At 60.4% G+C, this 17067-nt stretch carries 13 protein-coding genes; 3 read left to right on the plus strand and 10 right to left on the minus strand.

Going from position 1 to position 17067, the window contains the following annotated elements:
- Positions 1–27: 27 nt before the first annotated feature.
- The 7 genes from AGR2A_RS15565 to AGR2A_RS15595 all read right to left on the minus strand — a co-directional run bounded on the left by AGR2A_RS15565 (position 28) and on the right by AGR2A_RS15595 (position 8972).
- Positions 28–789, minus strand: a complete 762-nt coding sequence (locus AGR2A_RS15565; RefSeq protein ID WP_072493740.1) for a FadR/GntR family transcriptional regulator — start codon at positions 787–789, stop codon at positions 28–30.
- 153 nt (positions 790–942) lie between these two features.
- Positions 943–1830: an aldose 1-epimerase gene (locus AGR2A_RS15570; protein WP_072493741.1), complete on the minus strand. Its 888-nt coding sequence runs from the start codon at positions 1828–1830 to the stop codon at positions 943–945.
- Complete coding sequence (locus AGR2A_RS15575; protein WP_072493742.1) at positions 1817–3004, minus strand: galactarate dehydratase; 1188 nt, start codon at positions 3002–3004, stop codon at positions 1817–1819. The genes AGR2A_RS15570 and AGR2A_RS15575 overlap by 14 nt, the downstream gene beginning before the upstream one ends.
- 43 nt (positions 3005–3047) lie before the next feature.
- Complete coding sequence (locus tag AGR2A_RS15580) at positions 3048–4772, minus strand: ABC transporter ATP-binding protein (RefSeq protein ID WP_072493743.1); 1725 nt, start codon at positions 4770–4772, stop codon at positions 3048–3050.
- Positions 4773–4780: 8 nt separating this feature from the next.
- Complete coding sequence (locus tag AGR2A_RS15585) at positions 4781–5905, minus strand: ABC transporter permease (protein ID WP_072493744.1); 1125 nt, start codon at positions 5903–5905, stop codon at positions 4781–4783.
- 9 nt (positions 5906–5914) lie between these two features.
- Positions 5915–6901, minus strand: a complete 987-nt coding sequence (locus tag AGR2A_RS15590; protein ID WP_003521681.1) for an ABC transporter permease — start codon at positions 6899–6901, stop codon at positions 5915–5917.
- Positions 6902–7022: 121 nt separating this feature from the next.
- Entirely contained in the window at positions 7023–8972 is a 1950-nt protein-coding gene (locus AGR2A_RS15595; RefSeq protein WP_080823406.1) for an ABC transporter substrate-binding protein, read from the minus strand.
- Positions 8973–9274: 302 nt separating this feature from the next.
- Here AGR2A_RS15595 and AGR2A_RS15600 point away from each other — a divergent pair, with 302 nt between their 5' ends.
- From AGR2A_RS15600 to AGR2A_RS15610, 3 genes are read left to right on the plus strand one after another with little or no spacing between them, the layout of a single operon-like run.
- A complete protein-coding gene (locus AGR2A_RS15600; protein WP_003521683.1) occupies positions 9275–9994 on the plus strand; it encodes a FadR/GntR family transcriptional regulator in 720 nt (239 codons plus the stop codon).
- 58 nt (positions 9995–10052) lie between these two features.
- Positions 10053–10934, plus strand: coding sequence for an SMP-30/gluconolactonase/LRE family protein (locus AGR2A_RS15605; protein ID WP_072493745.1), 882 nt, complete (start codon positions 10053–10055; stop codon positions 10932–10934).
- A gap of 31 nt (positions 10935–10965) precedes the next feature.
- The gene (locus AGR2A_RS15610) at positions 10966–11862 is read left to right on the plus strand and encodes a dihydrodipicolinate synthase family protein (protein ID WP_072493746.1); all 897 of its coding nucleotides are present in this window, start codon (positions 10966–10968) and stop codon (positions 11860–11862) included.
- 135 nt (positions 11863–11997) lie between these two features.
- Here AGR2A_RS15610 and AGR2A_RS15615 read toward each other — a convergent pair whose 3' ends face one another.
- From AGR2A_RS15615 to fdhF, 3 genes are all read right to left on the minus strand, one after another.
- Positions 11998–13650 carry an OFA family MFS transporter gene (locus tag AGR2A_RS15615; protein WP_072493747.1) on the minus strand — a complete coding sequence of 551 codons (1653 nt, stop codon included), beginning with the start codon at positions 13648–13650 and terminating at the stop codon, positions 11998–12000.
- A 115-nt stretch (positions 13651–13765) separates the two neighbouring features.
- A complete protein-coding gene (locus AGR2A_RS15620) occupies positions 13766–14110 on the minus strand; it encodes a formate dehydrogenase subunit delta (protein WP_004444566.1) in 345 nt (114 codons plus the stop codon).
- A 71-nt stretch (positions 14111–14181) separates the two neighbouring features.
- The gene (fdhF, locus tag AGR2A_RS15625) at positions 14182–17064 is read right to left on the minus strand and encodes a formate dehydrogenase subunit alpha (RefSeq protein WP_072493748.1); all 2883 of its coding nucleotides are present in this window, start codon (positions 17062–17064) and stop codon (positions 14182–14184) included.
- Between the last annotated feature and the right edge of the window lie 3 nt (positions 17065–17067).

The following is a 17067-nucleotide window of genomic DNA, read 5'->3' on the forward strand; positions in this document are numbered from 1 at the left end:
GAGGGGCGGCAGTTTTCATCCGTGGCCTCAAGAGGCCTCAGTCATAGAACTAACAGCTTCGGCCGCATCGCCCTTCCCGACGCCTTCCTCCAGAAAGCCGAGAGACGTGGCGCGGATCAGCCTTTCCTGATGCATGAGAAGATGCTGACGCATGGCTTCACCGGCTCTGGCGGGATCACGGTCGGCGATGGCGTCGACAATGGCCATATGCTGTTCGAAAGACGCCCTGCCGTTTGCGCCGCTGCGCCGGGCAAGCTCCCGTATCGACTGCCAGGCATCATCCTGACGCACGCGGTTGATGACATCGAAGATGGACAGGAAAAGTTTGTTGCCAGCGCTCTGGGCAATCTGGCGATGGAGCGAGCCATCCCATAATTCCTTGGCGTCGGCATCCGTGCTCTGACCGGTCTTTTCGACAAGGGCGCGCATACGCTCCACCTCGTCCGGCTTGGCGCGCATGGCCGCGAGCTGCGCCAGCTGCGGCTCGATGCGCAGGCGCACTTCCATGATTTCCATGAAATCCGTCCCGGCGACCAGTTCCGTGACCTGGGCGGACCAATCATCCGGTTTTTCACCCACAAAGGTTCCGGCCCCCTGCCGCCGCCATATGAGGCCTTCGGCTTCCAGAACCTCAAGGGCGCGACGAACCGCACGACGACCGACATTGAAGGTTTCCGCGAAGGCCCGCTCCGTGGGCAGGCGACGGTCTTTCGCAAGATCCTGCGTCTGAACGTACTCCCGCAACTTCGCAAGCGCGTAGTTGGAGTTGTCGTTGGGGTTCACCGTCACGCCGCACCATTTACCGAACCAATCTTACATTGGTTCATTTGGCGAGAAATTATTGCCGTCGTCAAGCTTATTTTTAAGCGGCAATAACTGACGCTCAAAATATGGGCATTTGGCGTTTTTGAGGGTGAACGGCGGGCGCTGGGCGATTGGGCGCTATAGACGCACCCGCCCCTCCTGAAGATCGATGGAGAGCCTGATGCGCCCCGACAGGCGCTCGCCGGGGCCAACGGTCATCAGACCCTGCCCTTCTCGCTGCGCCTGAGGCAGGCCAAGCGCGCCGGCGGCCATGGAAACGGGCTCAAGACAGAGATAACGTTCCATGCGGTGTACGGCGAGATGGCCGAAAACCGCATCGGCTTCGAGCCGTAGTGAAAACCTGTCGAAGTCGACCTGCGCGCTCGACCAATCGGTGAAATGCAATGTGTATCCCGCTGCAGCGGGAATGGCGGGTTTCGGGCGAGGTGCCGCCGGCTGGCCGGTTGGCACGTTCTGCGCGTCCAGCGGATATTGCAGTTTGGCGTCCGTCCGCGCATCGCAACCGAGCCCGGCCGCCAGATAGGGATGCCAGCCCAGCGACACCGGCGCAGGCACATTAGCGCGATTTGTTATCGACAATTCCACGGTGATGCTGTCGTCTTGCAGCAGGAAAGACTGCTCGGCGCAGAAGGAAAACGGCCACTCTCCGTCAGCCTCGTAGTCCAGTGCCAATACGACCCGATCCGAAGAAAGGTCCGAAATCTCCCACGGCCGGCGGTGAGCCGGGCCATGCATGGCGTCAGGCGCAAGCGCCGGATGCGGCAGCAGATCATGGCGGATACCCGTATGGACGAAGGACCCGCGATAGAGCCGGTTGTGATAGGGAAACAGCGGGTATGCGCCGGCCCTCGGCCAGTTGAACGGCTCGAAATCCTGCTCCGTTGTCGGCACCAGAATATCACCGTAGTCCGCGTGCCACAGATGGGTCATCCTACCACCCCAAGCAGGGCGCAGGCGGGCATAGAGCCGCCCGCAGGCAACCGTAACCATTTCAGGCGAAGGCATAGGAGCCGTCAGGCCGTTTCGGCACCCGTCTTTGCCAATGAACATAGCCATCTTCCTGCATGGCTTTTTCATCCATCTCGACACCCCAGCCCGGGCGGTCGGGCCTCAGCTCCAGATATCCGTCCTTCGGCAGATAGGGGTCGACGACATAGCGGGTTTCGTCCTCGCGTTTTTCGAGATCGGTGCCGCCATAGACGTAGCATTGCCCTTTCGGCAGCCGGTATTCGAGAATCCGGAAATTCTGCTGGGCAGCGGAAAAATGCACGTTGACGGCGGTGGCGAGCGGTCCCATCGGGTTATGCGGCGCGATGCTGACGAAGTGGGCTTCCGCGAGCGTGGCGATGCGGCGCATCTCCGAAATGCCGCCGACGACGCAGATATCGGGCTGGATGATATCCGCACCCTTTACCTGAAGAAGACGCAGGAACTCATTGCGATTATAAAGGCTTTCACCGGTTGCCAGCGTGCAGCTCAGCCCCTGTTTCAGGTCTCCCCACATCTCGATGTTTTCCGGGCGCAAAGGCTCTTCGAAGAAAAGCGGATCGTAAGGGGCAAGCGCATTGCCAAGCTGGCGGGCGGCCGCTGGCTCGAAAATCTTGGCATGGGCGTCAAAGGCGATGTCGTAGTCCGGCCGCACCGTTTCGCGAAGCGAACGGAAATACTCGGCGGAACTGCGCACCACCTCGCCCCAGCGATGGGCGTGGATATCGAGGCGCCACGGGCTGAGCTTGAAGGCCGTGAAGCCCCAATCCTCGTTGAGACGGTCGAATTCCTCCTTTGCCGCCGGCGCATCCGGAGCGGTGTAGACACCGGCATAGACCTTGATACGGTCGCGCACTTCGCCGCCCAGCAGCTTGTAGACCGGCACGCCCGCCGCCTTGGCCGCGAGGTCCCAGAGGCAATGATCGAGCGCCGAGATCGCCGACAGACCGAGCGCTCCAGGCGGAAAGCGGTTCTGCTGGAGCAGGAGATTATAGAGATACTCCACCCGTGTCGGATCCTGACCGGCGAGGAATCCGTAGAGGTAATCCAGCACCGGCGGCAGGGCGAGATCCGGGCCGTGATTGTAACATTCACCCCAGCCGGTCAAACCGTCATCGGTATCGAGAGCGACGATGACACGGGGGCGGTCCTTGTCGCGGGTGACGAATACCCGCATGCGATCGATTTTCATGCTTCAGTTTTTCCTCATGAATTGCAGCGTGCGAGGCCCGGCATCATCGCGCGACGGCCCCGTTCTTGACTTCGGATGGTTCGACGTAGCGGAATCTGCGGGTACGGTCCCGGTCGCGTGGGTCCGGGCGCGGAATGGCGGAAAGAAGCGCCTGCGTATAGGGATGATCCGGTGCGTTGCAGACCTTTTCGGCGTCTCCCACTTCCACCAGCTTGCCGCGATACATCACGCCTACGCGGTCGCACATATAGCGGATGACGCCGATATCATGACTGATGAAGATATAGGCGAGCCCCAGCTCGTCCTGCAGCCGCATCAAAAGATCCAGCACCTGGAACCGCACCGAAACATCGAGCGCGGAGGTCGCCTCATCCGCCACAATGATACGCGGCTTCAGGGTTATGGCGCGGGCGATGCCGATGCGCTGGCGCTGGCCACCGGAAAAAGCGTGCGGGTAACGCTCACGTCCGGCCGGATCGAGACCCACCTGCTCCATCAGCGCGCAGACACGCTCATCCAACTCCCTGCCCCTGGCAATGCCGTTGACCAGCAACGGCTCGCCGATGACCTGTGCCACGGTCATGCGCGGATTGAGCGAGCCGAACGGATCCTGGAAAACCATGCGCAGCTCACGCCGTGCGGCTTTCAGCTCGGGACCTTCTATCCTGGCCAGATCGACCACGCTGCCATCTGCCCGGCGATAGAGCATCGCGCCGCCGGTCGGATCGTAAAGGCGCATGATGGAGCGGCCCATCGTGGTCTTGCCGGAACCGCTTTCGCCGACGATGCCGAGCGTCTCTCCCGGCAATAGCTTGATCGACACGCCATCCAGCGCCTTCATCTCGCCGAAATGCATGGAAAGGTCATTCACTTCGAGCACCGGCGCGGCCGTGAGATCGAGCGGAGGTCGCGCAAGCCGGATTTCAGCCTTCTGCTCCAGCTTCAGCACGGAGCCGATCAACATGCGGGTATAGGGGTCTTGCGGGCTGTGGAATATCTCATCCACGGTTCCATATTCCTTGGCGACCCCACGGTGCATGACCAGCACGTCGTCGGCAATCTGCGCCACCACACCCATATCGTGGGTGATGAACAGCACCGCCATGCCATGCGCCTTTTGCAGCCGCGATATCAGGTCGAGGATTTCGGCCTGTGTCGTCACATCGAGCGCCGTCGTCGGTTCGTCGGCGATCAGAAGCTGCGGTTTGCAGGCCAGCGCCATGGCGATCATCGCACGCTGGCGCATGCCGCCCGAATATTGGAAGGCGTAGCGATCCAGCGCCTTTTCGGGGTTGGGGATTTCCACCTGCCGCAACAGTTCGATGGCCTCGGCGCGCGCCTCGGCCTTGCTCATCTTGAGGTGCAGCCGCAGGACCTCGGTGATCTGGTCACCAACGGTATGCACGGGTGAAAGCGACGACATCGGCTCCTGAAAGATCATCGCGATATCAGCGCCGCGCACCGAGCGGATGGCACGGCTGCGCGGATCGAGCTTTGCCAGATCCAGAGAGGTGCCGTCGGCGCGGTTGAGGATGATCGACCCGGACGCAATGCGACCGGGACTGTCGATGATCTGCACGATGGAGCGGGCGGTGACGGATTTGCCGGATCCGCTTTCGCCAACGACGCAGAGGGTCTTGCCGGGATCGATTGAGAAAGACAGATCGTTGACGGCCCGGAAAACGCCGTTTCTGACCGGAAATTCAGTGACCAGATTGCGGACTTCAAGCAGCGGTTTGGCTGGCTTCATGGAAAGAATGTCGCTCATCCGGGGCCTCACTTGTTATAGGGGTCGGCTGCGTCGCGCAGGCCGTCGCCGAGCAGATTGAGAGCCATGACGGCAATAACGACAGCCACACCGGGCAGGAACAGCCAGGGTGCGGTTGCAATCGAGCGGATATTCTGCGCCTCGCGAAGCAAAACGCCCCAGGAAATCGTCGGCGGCTGCAGACCGAGACCGAGGAAGGACAGCGATGTTTCCGCAAGGATCATTGCCGGAACCGCAAGCGTGACCGAAGCGATGATATGGCTCGAAAAGCTCGGCAGCATATGGCGGAAGATGATGCGCCCTTCCGGCACGCCATCCAGCCGGGCCGCGGCCACGAACTCTTCGGTCCTGAGCGACAGGAACCGGCCGCGCACGACACGGGCGAGCTGCGCCCAACCGGTCAGGGACAGGATAATGGTGATCATCATATATTGCAGCGTGGCAGGCCAGCCCTGCGGCAGGGCGGCGGCCAGCGCCAGCCAGATGGGAATGGTGGGGAGCGACAGCACGAAGTCGATCACGCGCTGCATGACGAAATCGATGCGGCCGCCGTAATAACCGGATATGCCACCGAGAACGACGCCGAGCAGCAGCGAGAAGAACACGCCGACAAGACCGATCGACAGGGAGATCTGCGCGCCCTGCACAACGCGACTGAAGACATCGCGGCCGAGACGATCCGCGCCGAAGAGGAACAACGGCCGCGTTTTGTCGGTGGATGCCAGCAGATGGAGGTCCGTGGTGAACAGGCCGAACACGGAATATTCGTAACCGCGACCGAAAAGCTGAACCGGAATTTTCTTCGCCGTATCCTCGACGAAGACCGCCGCAAGCGTCTCCGGATTGCGGGTCAGCTTCAGCGGATAATAGTGCAGCCCGAGCGAGAAACCCTCGGTCGTATCGATGAAGTGGACGCGCTGCGGCGGATGGAAGGTGGCGCGGGCATTCTGAAGCACCGGATCGTTAATGGCGAAGAAGCCCGGCACCAGCGCGACGATATACATGGCGATGGTGATGAACAGGGCGGCCATGGCCAGCTTGTGGCGTTTGAACGCCCACCAGATGAGCTGCCACTGCGAAGCGACGGCGGCGCGGTCCTGCCGGGCATTGGTGGTCATGGTGATATCGCTCATGGCGCCCTCCTATTCGAGCCGGATGCGCGGATCGACCAGCGCAAGCAGGATGTCGCTGATAAGCGAACCGATCAGCGTCAGCGCGCAGATCAACAGCACGAAAGCGCCGGCGAGATACATGTCCTGCGCCATCAGCGACTGCAAAAGCAGCGGCGCGGCCGTCGGCAGATTGAGCACGATGGCGACAACCACGGAGCCCGAAATGAGATTGGGCAGCAGCCATGCGATGGTAGAGATGAAGGGATTGAGCGCAATTCTGAGCGGATATTTCGTCAGCAGCTTGAACTCGGACAATCCCTTCGCCCGCGCGGTGGTCACATAGGGCTTGGGCAATTCATCCAGCATATTGGCGCGCATGACGCGGATGAGGCTTGCGGTGGAAGACACGGCAAGGATGGCGACCGGCAGCCAGATATGGGCCATCAGGTCCATCATCTTGGCGATGCTCCACGAGGCGGTCTCATATTCCGCGGAAAACAGCCCGCCGACATCGGCCCCGAACTCTACCGCCGCGACATACATCAGCACCAGCGCCAGCAGGAACGAGGGTATGGAAAGGCCGAAAAAAGAAAAGGCAGTGAAGAGATAGTCTCCTATCGAATATTTGCGCACGGCGGAGAAGACGCCGATGGGAAGCGCGATGGCCCAGGTTGCAAGAAGGCTTGCGATGGCCAGAACCAGCGTCAGCGCCATGCGCTCCCAGATGAGGCCTGAAACCGGCTGCTGCCACTCGAACGAAATGCCGAAATCGCCGCGACTGACGATGCCCCATATCCATTTCAGATATTGGACGATCATCGGGTCATCGAGGCCGAAACGTTCGCGCAGCTGCGCCGCCGTATTGTGGTCGATGACCTCGTTGGAGGCGGCCAGTGTGGCGATATAGGTCGTCACATAGTCGCCGGGCGGCAGCTGGATCAGGACAAAGGCAAGGAAACTGACGGCAAACAGGGACGGTATCATCCACAGCAGGCGTTTTACGATGAAAAGCAGCATGTCGTTCTCGCAATCACATTGTGCCGCACGCGCCGCCTTCCACTCAGGAGACGGGCTGTGGGTGGTCGAAACAACCTGAGAGGCGTCGCCGCGTTGCGGCAGCGACGCCCATGTGGCGTTATCAGCTTGTGAAGGTGAACTGTTGCGGCAGCGCCGGGCCAGGATTGGGCCAGGTCCAGCTGTCGGGTTCCGTTTCCGGCACGTTGCGCAGATTGTTGCGGATGATGCCGAAACCGCCCACCGCAAGGCAGAGGCCGATCGTTTCGAACTCTTCCGCCGCAATGTCGAAGATCTGCTTCATCTTCTCGCCGCGCTTGGCAAGGTCGGCCGTGGAGCGCGCCTCATCGAAAAGCTTGAAGCGCTTCTTCTGGCTTTCCGGCGGCTCCTCGCCCTTCTGGCCGTTGGATGTATACCACAGCGCCCACGGAATGGCGTAACGCGACCCCTGCGGATGGAAGGCGAAGAAATCGCGCGGGTCGAGCATCGGATCGAGACCGCCGGGACCGGGCCAGACGGCCGCATCATGGGCGTTGTCATCGCCGCGTGTATAATAGAGCGCGCGTTCGATGGTATTGACCTTGATGTCGACGCCGATCTGCGCCCATTGCGCCTTCACCAGCTCCAGCGCATCGACCAGATCGGGATAGAGCGTCGGGATAACATCGATGGAGAAGAAGATCGGCTGGCCGTCGGGACGAAGCCGCATGCCGTTGCCGTTCTTCTTGTCGTAACCGGCCTTGTCGAGAAGCTCGTTCGCCTTGTCGGCGTCATATTCGGTGAATTGCCGCGCGAGCTTTTCATTGTACCAGGGATGTGTCGGGCGTGGCCCGGCCTGATACCCTTCGCTTTGGCCGAAATAAACGATGTCGATGATTTCCTGCCGGTTGAGCGCAATGGACAATGCCTGACGGAAAGACTTGTCTGCAAACATCTTGCGCATTGCCGGGTCTTTGTGGGTGATGTTCAGGTAAATCTGGCACTGCTGCGCGGCAGACGGCACCAAAGTCAGCAGGCGGTAGTCACCCTTTTTCATGTTCTGCGACAGGGTCGGCTTGTTAGCGAGAACGCTGATATGGCGCTCCTGAATGTCGATCTTGCCGGAAATGACGTTCAGCATCAGCGATTCGACATCCTGCGAAATGCCGAAATTGATTTCGTCGATATAGGGTAACTGGTTACCTTCGGTATCCACCTGCCAGAAGTATGGGTTGCGGGTCATGACCACCCGTGTCGCACCGCCGGAGTAAGGCTCCTTCACCACCCATGGATCAAGCGTCGGCTTGTCGACATTCGACCAGCGGGAGGGAATTTCGATATCCCCGCATTTGGCGCGGAACAGTTCGGTCCAGCTGGAGACGCCCGCCGCCTTCACATCGGCATCGAGCGCCGTGTTGTATTTCGGCAGGAACTTGCTGCAATAGTGTTTGGGAAACAGCGTCGGATGCTGGCCGAGCGGCGTGGCGAGGTTTTCGAGATAAAGCGCATTCGGCGCGGCGAATTTGAACTTTACCGTGAAATCGTCGACTTTTTCGACATCGACCGCCTTGCCGGCCACGGAGAGTTGCGCCGGCGTGGCGCTGTAAAGCTCCTTGTTCTTGATGCAGTCCTCGATGGCGAACACCACGTCATCTGCGGTGAAGGGGTGGCCGTCCGACCATTTTGCGCCCTCCAGCAAATGGAAGGTGAATTGCGAGGCATCGTCGTTGACCTCCCATTTCACCGCAAGGTTCGGAAGAACCTCGGTGAAATCCATGTTCCAGCGAACAAGGCCCTGATTGCCGACCATGCGCAGGATGCCGTTATGGTCCGACGAACCGCGCAGGCCACGGCGCAATGTGCCGCCATAGGTGCCGATTTTCTCGTGCGGCGTCACCACCATCGGATTTTTCGGCAGGCGTTCGGCCAAGGGCGGCAATTTGCCGTCCTTTACCAGCGCCTCCAGTTCCGGCGCCTGCTTGCCGGCAGCAGCCCGCGCCGAGGCTCCCATGACGGAAAGTGCGGCCACGCCGCCAACACCCGCCATAAAGGTTCGGCGCGTTACGCCCAGTGAAAATGCTTCGCCATCGCGCATCGACAATCCTCCCAAAAAATCACCGGCAGCGAGACGGCTTTCACCGAACCGCGACGGCCCTCCCGGCCAGCCAGCAAGCCGATCCTCCATCGGCAGGGGCAGACCATATGGGCGTTTTCAGATGATTACAAGTATTGACAGATTTTTACATCTTTTTTATCTGTAGGCCGGCTTTCAGGATCAAGCTTGAAGAAAAAAATCGGTAGGACAGCCCCCTCGCGCACAAAAACTCCGGTATTTCTGTTGCGATTGAAATGCAGGAAACCCATTAACTTCAGCGATTTGCAACGAAAGGGCTGCTGATGGACAATCACACTGCATCTGCCGCCGCTCGAGGCGAAACTCGGCTGAGCGACATCATCTACGAAAAAATCGTCGGCATGATTTCGGACGGGCGGTTTCCTGTGAACGAGCGGCTGCCATCGGAACAGAATCTGGCGTCGCTGTTCGGTGCATCGCGACCGGTTGTGCGGGAAGCGCTGGAGCGGCTTCGGAACGACGAGCTTATCGTTTCGCAAAAGGGATCCGGCTCCTATGTACGTCAGCAGCCGGATTCTTCCGTGTTGCAACAGGTGCCGGTCGGCTCGCTGGCCGACGTGCAGCGTTTTTTTGAGTTCAGGGCCGGATTGGAGGCTTCCGCGGCTGAGCTTGCGGCGCGCAACTGGCAGGCCGCTGACAGGGTGCGGATCGAGCAGGCGATTGCCGCGCTGGAACAATGTCTCGAGCGCAACGATCTCGGTGCTGAGGAAGATTTCGCCCTGCACGAAGCCATCGCGAAGGCGAGCCACAACCAGTTCCACATCACGGTGCGGATCTGGTTCAAGCCGCATTTCGCAATCGGCCAGTCGGTGACACGCAGCCTCAGCCTCAAGCGGACGCCGCAGCATGTGCGCGAAGTCCAGAACGAGCACACGGCAATCGTGGAAGCGATTTTTGCGCGACGGGAGCAGGCTGCGCATGACGCGATGAAAGACCACATATTGAAGGCGCGCGCCCGCATGTTTCAGGGCGTTGGCAGTTAGGCCGCATCCTGCACTGTCGAAAATAGAATCATAAAGGGCGGATGAGGGAGAGGAACCAGTGAGCCAGCCGCATATCATAGAACCGAAGCTCCGTTCCTTGATCGATACCCCGTTGAAGGTCGGCGAATCGCCTGCCTGGGACGAGCGAACCGGCGATCTGTGGTTCGTCGATATTCTCGCGCCCGCCATTTTCCGCCTGCATCCCGGCGGAAAACTCGACAGATACGACATGCCCGCCCAGGTCGGCTGTCTCGGCCTTTGCGACAATGGCTTGATCGTGGCGGGCCTCAGGACCGGCGTGCATCTTCTTAATCCCGCGAGCGGCAAGCTCGATCTTCTCTGCGATCCGGACGGCGGGCGGCCCGACAGCCGCCTCAACGACGGAAAAGTCGGCCCGGATGGCCATTTCTGGGTGGGGACCCGCGATGAGGCCGCGATACAGACGGGCAATGCACGCCTCTATCGCGTTGCCCCGGATGGCGGCATCGAACGCATCATCGATGGCGACATGTTCACTTCGAACGGACTTGCCTGGAGCCCGGACGGCAGACGCATGTACCATTCCGACAGCAGCGGCCTCATGCTTCAGGCGTTCGATTTCGACGCTGCGACCGGCAGGATCGGCCCGGCCGAACGTCTGCACGATTTCGCGCCGGATGAAGGCAGGCCGGACGGTGCGGCGACCGATTGCGAAGGCTGTTACTGGAGCGCCGGCGTTCAGGCGGGACGTCTCAACCGCTTTTCACCGGACGGCGAATTGTTCGAGGTCTACAGGCTGCCGTTCAAGGGGCCGACCATGCCCTGTTTCGGCGGTCCCGACCTCAAGACGATCTACCTTACAAGTCTCGTCACCGAGACGGACGGAATAACCACAGCAGGTACGGTTGTTGCATTCGATGCCCCGGTCGCCGGCACGCCCGTTCACAAATTCTCCATCTGAAGATGACTTTTGATCTTAAGGAACACAGTTGATGACGACATTCGATTTTCGCCAGGCCCTGAAGGGCATCTCCGGCGTTCCGGTAACGGCTTACGATGCAAGCGGCGAAGTGGAGACCGGTGTTACCGCCGAGGTTTACGCACGCGTTGCAAAGGCTGGAATCCATAATATCGTCGCGGCAGGCAATACCGGCGAATTCTACGCCTTGACGCCTGCAGAAATTCTGAAGGTCTATGAGGCCGCGATAGAAGGTGTCGGCGGGAAAGCCCCGGTCACGGCGGCTATTGGACGCTCTCAGCGCGAAGCGCTCTCCTTGGCGCGTCAGGCAAAAGAAATGGGCGCATCCGCCGTCATGTCGCATCAGCCAGTCGATCCTTTCGCGGCCCCGCAATCGCAAATCGACTACTTTACCGGCCTCGCTGAAGGCAGCGAACTGCCGCTGGTCGCTTATGTCCGGGCGGACGGCTTTTCGGTCGATGACATGGTACGGCTTGCGAGCCACCCGAATGTCGCCGGCATCAAGTTCGCGACGACCGACATCATGCTTCTGTCCCGCGCGATTGCCGCTTCCGATCCGGACGGCGCTCTATATGTCTGCGGACTGGCTGAAAGCTGGGCGGCTGCCTTCGCGGCGGTTGGTGCGCGCGGCTTCACCTCCGGCCTCGTTAACGTGGCGCCGCAATTTTCGCTGCAGGTTCATGAGGCACTGATGTCAGGCGATTTTACGGCTGCACGGAAGATTGTTCAAAAGATCGAATTGTTCGAGCGGCTGCGCACACGATATCGCAACGGCGCCAATGTGACCGTTGTGAAGGAAGCCATGGACATACTCGGGTTCAAAGTTGGCCCGGTGCGCGCACCGGGATTGGCGCGTCTGGATAAAGAGGACCGTGCGACCCTTGAGGGACTGCTTGCCAGCTGGTCTTGATGGCGCCGCACCGTCCAGCTGCAAATTACGCAAGTAACGGGGCGCGGTTCATCTGACGTGATCCGAACCGCGCCGCCTTGCCTTGATCGATCATGTGCCGGCCAAGAGCCGGCACATGAGTTTTTGGCGGAGCGCCTAGCCGAATAGCGCCAGACTGCTTTTTACCGTGACCCACACGCCCCAGAGAAGCGGAATACCAACCGCAGCCCAGGCAAGAGCGGCCTTGGCGTCCAGTCCACCGCGACCGATCCCGAAGGAGCCTGTCGGCCCGGCATTCGCGGCCGCGCTCTTCGCCTGAAGCGCCGCCACCTCCGAATCCGACATGAACCATTTGTCCGAGAGCGGCCGCACGAAGGCGTTGGCCACGAGGCCGATCGCCAGCATGCCTGCCAGAATATACATGGTGCTTGTGTACAGTGCGGGTCCGGGTGCCACGCCCGCCGCGATCTGCGCCTCGCGGATGTAATTGACGACGACGGGACCGGCGATGCCGGCAGTCGCCCATGCCGTTAGGAGACGGCCGTGGATTGCGCCGACGAACTGCGTGCCAAAGATGTCCGCAAGATAGGCAGGGATGGTGGCGAAACCGCCGCCATACATGGACAGGATGATACCGAAGGCGAGAACGAAAAGCGCCTTGTTGCCCATCATCGCGAGCGTCGGCGCCAGCGCGTAAAGAATGATGCCGAGAATGAAGAAGCAGAAATAAGTGTTCTTGCGGCCGATCTTGTCTGACATGGAGGCCCAGAAGAAACGGCCGCCAATGTTAAAGAGCGAAAGAAGGCCGGTGAAGCCAGCAGCAATCGCCGCAATCTGCGCCTTCTGGCCGGCATCGAGATCAGCAAAACCGACACCCGGAAGGCCGATCAGAGAACCCGCAAAAATTTCCTGCAGCATTGGAGAGGCCATGCCGATGACACCGATGCCGGCCGAAACATTCAGGCAGAGCACCGCCCAGATCAGCCAGAACTGTTTCGTCTTATGCGCGTCGCGCAGATGGACGTGTCGCGTGGTGATCATCGCGCTTTTGGCCGCAGGTGCCGTCCATCCTTCCGGACGCCAGCCCGCAGGCGGAATGCGATATCCGAAGGCGCCCGCCATCATGAAGACGAAGTATATCAACGCCATGACGACGAAGGTCTGCCAGACGCCGACAAAGGTTTCAGTCTTGAAGGTATTCATCAGCAGGTTGGCAAGTGGCGCGCCAATCATGGCACCGCCGCCAAACCCCATGATGGCCATGCCCGTGGCCATGCCGCGACGATCCGGGAACCATTTGATCAGAGTCGAGACCGGCGAAATATAACCGAGGCCAAGGCCAACGCCGCCAATGACGCCGGCACCTAGCCACATCAGCCACAATTGGTGGGTCATGACGCCAACGGCTGCCACCAGAATGCCGCCGCACCAGCAGCAGGCCGAAACGAAGCCCGCCTTGCGGGGTCCCACCCGTTCCAGCCAGCCGCCCCAGATAGCCGCCGAGCAGCCGAGAAGCACGAAGAAAAGCGTATAGATCCATCCAAGATCAGCCACACGCCAATTGCATTCGGTGGTAAACAGTGCGCCGACCAGCGTGAGGCTGGAGCAGCTCGGATCGGTCGCAGGCAACGCTTTCGACAGCGGCAGCCAAAATACGCTAAAGCCATAGGCCATGCCTATGCACAAATGAATGGCAAGCGCTGCCGGCGGCACCAGCCAGCGATTGAAACCTGGTCTTGCGATTATTCGTTCGCGGTCCAAAAACCCGGCTTGCGCCGCCTCTCCCGCCGTTGCGCCTGCTACTGCCATTGACACTACCTCCCTCGTGAATGTCTGGACATTTTTCATTCGCCCCGCCAGGCGAATAGCGATGCCGCCGAACGTCCTCCCATGCGGCGGCAAGCTTCATTCATTTCCGCACGGGTCAGACGCGCGTTGTTTCGGGCACGCTCGGCTCCGAAAGGGATTCTCCCGCAATCGGCCCCTTGCCGCCCGGTGCGCCCTTCGCGTCTTCGCCGAGCCCTACGGCATCGGCCGCTGGCGCGTCTGGCCGCCTGATCTCTCTGGATGCGGCAATCACGAGCGGTAGAAAATCACCGGCACCGGCGTCCACCATCTCAAAGAAGCGCCGCCGCATGCGCGGTTCCCAGAACTTGTTGATATGGGTGGCAACACCATCGATACGGATATCTTCCGGCTGTGACAGAAAAAACGTCGCAATCTGGTTCGCCATCCTCACCAGCTTTTCGTCCGTGTGATTGAGTAACATGATCTACTCCCCGCGCCAGTTCACGCCCCGACGCCACATGATGAGAAGGCCGGGACAAGCCCGGCCCCCGATTATTCCGCAGCTTCCAGCTTGCCCGCGATGCGGCGGGACTGACGCGAAAGCGCATCATATTCTTCCTGCCATTCCGTCGGCCCGTTGGAGGGAGAGACCTGAACCGCCGTTACCTTGTATTCCGGGCAGTTGGTCGCCCAGTCGGAGAAATCGGTCGTGATGACGTTCGCCTGCGTGCCGGGATGGTGGAAGGTCGTATAGACCACGCCCGGCGCCACACGATCCGTAATCAGCGCTCGCAGCGTCGTATCGCCCGAGCGGCTCGCAAGCTTGATCCAGTCGCCGTCCTTTACGCCGCGCTGTTCGGCGTCATGGGGATGGATTTCCAGACGATCCTCCTCGTGCCAGACGACGTTTTCCGTGCGCCGTGTCTGTGCGCCGACATTGTATTGCGACAGGATGCGGCCGGTGGTGAGCAGCAGCGGGAAACGCGGACCGGTGCGCTCATCCGTCGCCACATATTCCGTGCGGATGAACTTGCCCTTGCCGCGCACGAAGCCGTCCACATGCATGATCGGCGAACCCTCTGGGAATTTTTCGTTGCAGGGCCACTGCACCGAGCCCTTCTCTTCGAGGTAAGCATAGGAAACGCTGGCAAAACTTGGCGTCGTTGCCGCTATTTCGTCCATGATCTCGGAGGGATGGGTGTAGTTCCACGAAAGACCCATGGCCTGCGCCAGCTTCTGGGTTACCTCCCAGTCGGCATAACCGTTCTTCGGCGACATGACCTTGCGCACGCGGTTAATGCGGCGCTCGGCATTGGTAAAGGTGCCGTCCTTTTCGAGGAAGGTGGAACCCGGCAGGAACACATGCGCGTAATTTGCCGTCTCGTTCAGGAAGAGATCGTGCACCACGACACATTCCATGGCGGCAAGGCCGGCGGAAACGTGCTTGGTATCGGGGTCCGACTGGAGAATGTCCTCGCCCTGAATATAGATGCCCTTGAAACTGCCATCAACGGCAGCGTCGAGCATGTTGGGAATGCGAAGCCCCGGTTCGTTGTTAAGCTTCACGCCCCAGAGTTTCTCGAACACATCCCGTGTCGCATCATCGGAGATATGGCGATAGCCAGGCAGTTCGTGCGGGAAAGACCCCATATCGCAGGATCCCTGCACATTGTTCTGACCGCGCAGCGGATTGACGCCTACACCGGGACGGCCGATGTTGCCGGTCGCCATGGCAAGATTGGCAATCGCCATGACGGTCGTTGAACCCTGGCTGTGTTCTGTGACACCCAGACCATAATAGATCGCGCCATTGCCGCCCTTGGCATAAAGCCGGGCCGCGCCGCGCAGATCTTCCGCGGGAACACCGGTGAAACGTTCCGTCTCTTCCGGGCTGTGCTGCGGCTCGGCTACGAAAGCAGCCCAGTCCTCGAATTCCGACCAGTCGCAGCGCTCGCGAATGAATGCCTCGTTGAACAGCCCTTCGGTGACGATCACATGCGCCAGTGCCGTGAGCACCGCAACGTTGGTGCCCGGCAGCAGCGGCAGGTGGAAAGCGGCCTCCACGTGCGGCGTGCGCACAAGATCGATACGGCGCGGATCGATGACGATCAGCTTTGCGCCCTGACGTAGCCGCTTCTTCAGCCGCGAACCGAAAACGGGATGGCCGTCGGTCGGATTGGCGCCGATGACAAGCACGACATCGGAATGCTCCACGCTGTCGAAATTCTGCGTGCCGGCAGATGTGCCGAAGGCCTGGCCAAGACCATAACCCGTGGGCGAATGGCAGACGCGGGCGCAGGTATCAACGTTATTGTTGCCGAAACCGGCGCGAATGAGTTTCTGGACGAGGAATGTTTCCTCATTCGTGCAGCGGGACGAGGTGATGCCGCCAATGGACTCTTTCCCATAGGTGCCCTGGATACGCCGGAACTCCGACGCAACGTGGGAGAAGGCTTCCTCCCAGGTGACTTCCCGCCACGGATCGCTGATCTTTTCGCGAATCATCGGGTTGAGGATACGATCTCTGTGGGTCGCATATCCGTAAGCGAAGCGGCCCTTGACGCAGGAATGGCCACGGTTTGCCTGTCCATCCTTCCACGGCACCATGCGCACCAGCTCTTCACCACGCATTTCCGCCTTGAAGGAGCAACCGACGCCGCAATAGGCGCAGGTGGTGACCATCGAATGTTCCGGCTGGCCAATCTCGATCACCGATTTTTCGGTCAGCGTCGCGGTCGGACAGGCCTGCACGCAGGCACCGCAGGACACGCAGTCGGAATCGAGGAATGCCTCGTGCGCGCCGGGCGATACCCTGCTTTCAAAACCGCGGCCTTCGATCGTGAGCGCGAAGGTGCCCTGCACTTCCTCGCAGGCGCGCACGCAACGGGAACAGACGATGCATTTGGAAGGATCATAGGTGAAATAGGGATTGCTTTCGTCCTTCGGCATAAAGCGGGCATTAAGATCGCCCTCCCCGGTGCGGGCCTTGACGTGATTGTCGCCCTCGTAACCATATCGCACATCGCGAAGGCCCACCGCGCCCGCCATATCCTGCAACTCGCAATCGCCATTGGCGGCGCAGGTCAGGCAGTCGAGCGGGTGATCGGAGATGTAAAGCTCCATCACGCCCTTGCGGATCTGCTTCAGCCGCTCCGTCTGCGTATGCACGACGAGACCGGCGGCAACAGGCGTGGTGCAGGAGGCAGGAGTGCCATTGCGGCCCTCCACCTCAATCAGACAGAGCCGACAGGAGCCAAAGGCATCCACCATGTCGGTGGCACAGAGTTTCGGCACATCGATGCCCGCTTCACGCGAGGCGCGCATGATCGAGGTTCCAGCGGGAACAGTCACCTGGCGACCGTCGATTGTGAGCGTTACCATGTCCGTAGCGTTGGACTTGGGGGTGCCGTAGTCGAATTCAGTTACAAGGGCCATGGT

The organism is Agrobacterium genomosp. 2 str. CFBP 5494 (genome assembly GCF_900013495.1).
Lineage (GTDB): Bacteria > Pseudomonadota > Alphaproteobacteria > Rhizobiales > Rhizobiaceae > Agrobacterium > Agrobacterium pusense.

Bases quoted from the DNA above. Each gene is read 5' to 3' on its own strand.
- AGR2A_RS15570 (WP_072493741.1), bottom strand. From the start codon at position 1,830: ATGCCTTCGCCTGAAATGGTTACGGTTGCCTGCGGGCGGCTCTATGCC.
- AGR2A_RS15575 (WP_072493742.1), bottom strand. From the start codon at position 3,004: ATGAAAATCGATCGCATGCGGGTATTCGTCACCCGCGACAAGGACCGC.
- AGR2A_RS15580 (WP_072493743.1), bottom strand. From the start codon at position 4,772: ATGAGCGACATTCTTTCCATGAAGCCAGCCAAACCGCTGCTTGAAGTC.
- AGR2A_RS15585 (WP_072493744.1), bottom strand. From the start codon at position 5,905: ATGAGCGATATCACCATGACCACCAATGCCCGGCAGGACCGCGCCGCC.
- AGR2A_RS15590 (WP_003521681.1), bottom strand. From the start codon at position 6,901: ATGCTGCTTTTCATCGTAAAACGCCTGCTGTGGATGATACCGTCCCTG.
- AGR2A_RS15595 (WP_080823406.1), bottom strand. From the start codon at position 8,972: ATGCGCGATGGCGAAGCATTTTCACTGGGCGTAACGCGCCGAACCTTT.
- AGR2A_RS15600 (WP_003521683.1), top strand. From the start codon at position 9,275: ATGGACAATCACACTGCATCTGCCGCCGCTCGAGGCGAAACTCGGCTG.
- AGR2A_RS15610 (WP_072493746.1), top strand. From the start codon at position 10,966: ATGACGACATTCGATTTTCGCCAGGCCCTGAAGGGCATCTCCGGCGTT.
- AGR2A_RS15615 (WP_072493747.1), bottom strand. From the start codon at position 13,650: ATGGCAGTAGCAGGCGCAACGGCGGGAGAGGCGGCGCAAGCCGGGTTT.
- AGR2A_RS15620 (WP_004444566.1), bottom strand. From the start codon at position 14,110: ATGTTACTCAATCACACGGACGAAAAGCTGGTGAGGATGGCGAACCAG.
- fdhF (WP_072493748.1), bottom strand. From the start codon at position 17,064: ATGGCCCTTGTAACTGAATTCGACTACGGCACCCCCAAGTCCAACGCT.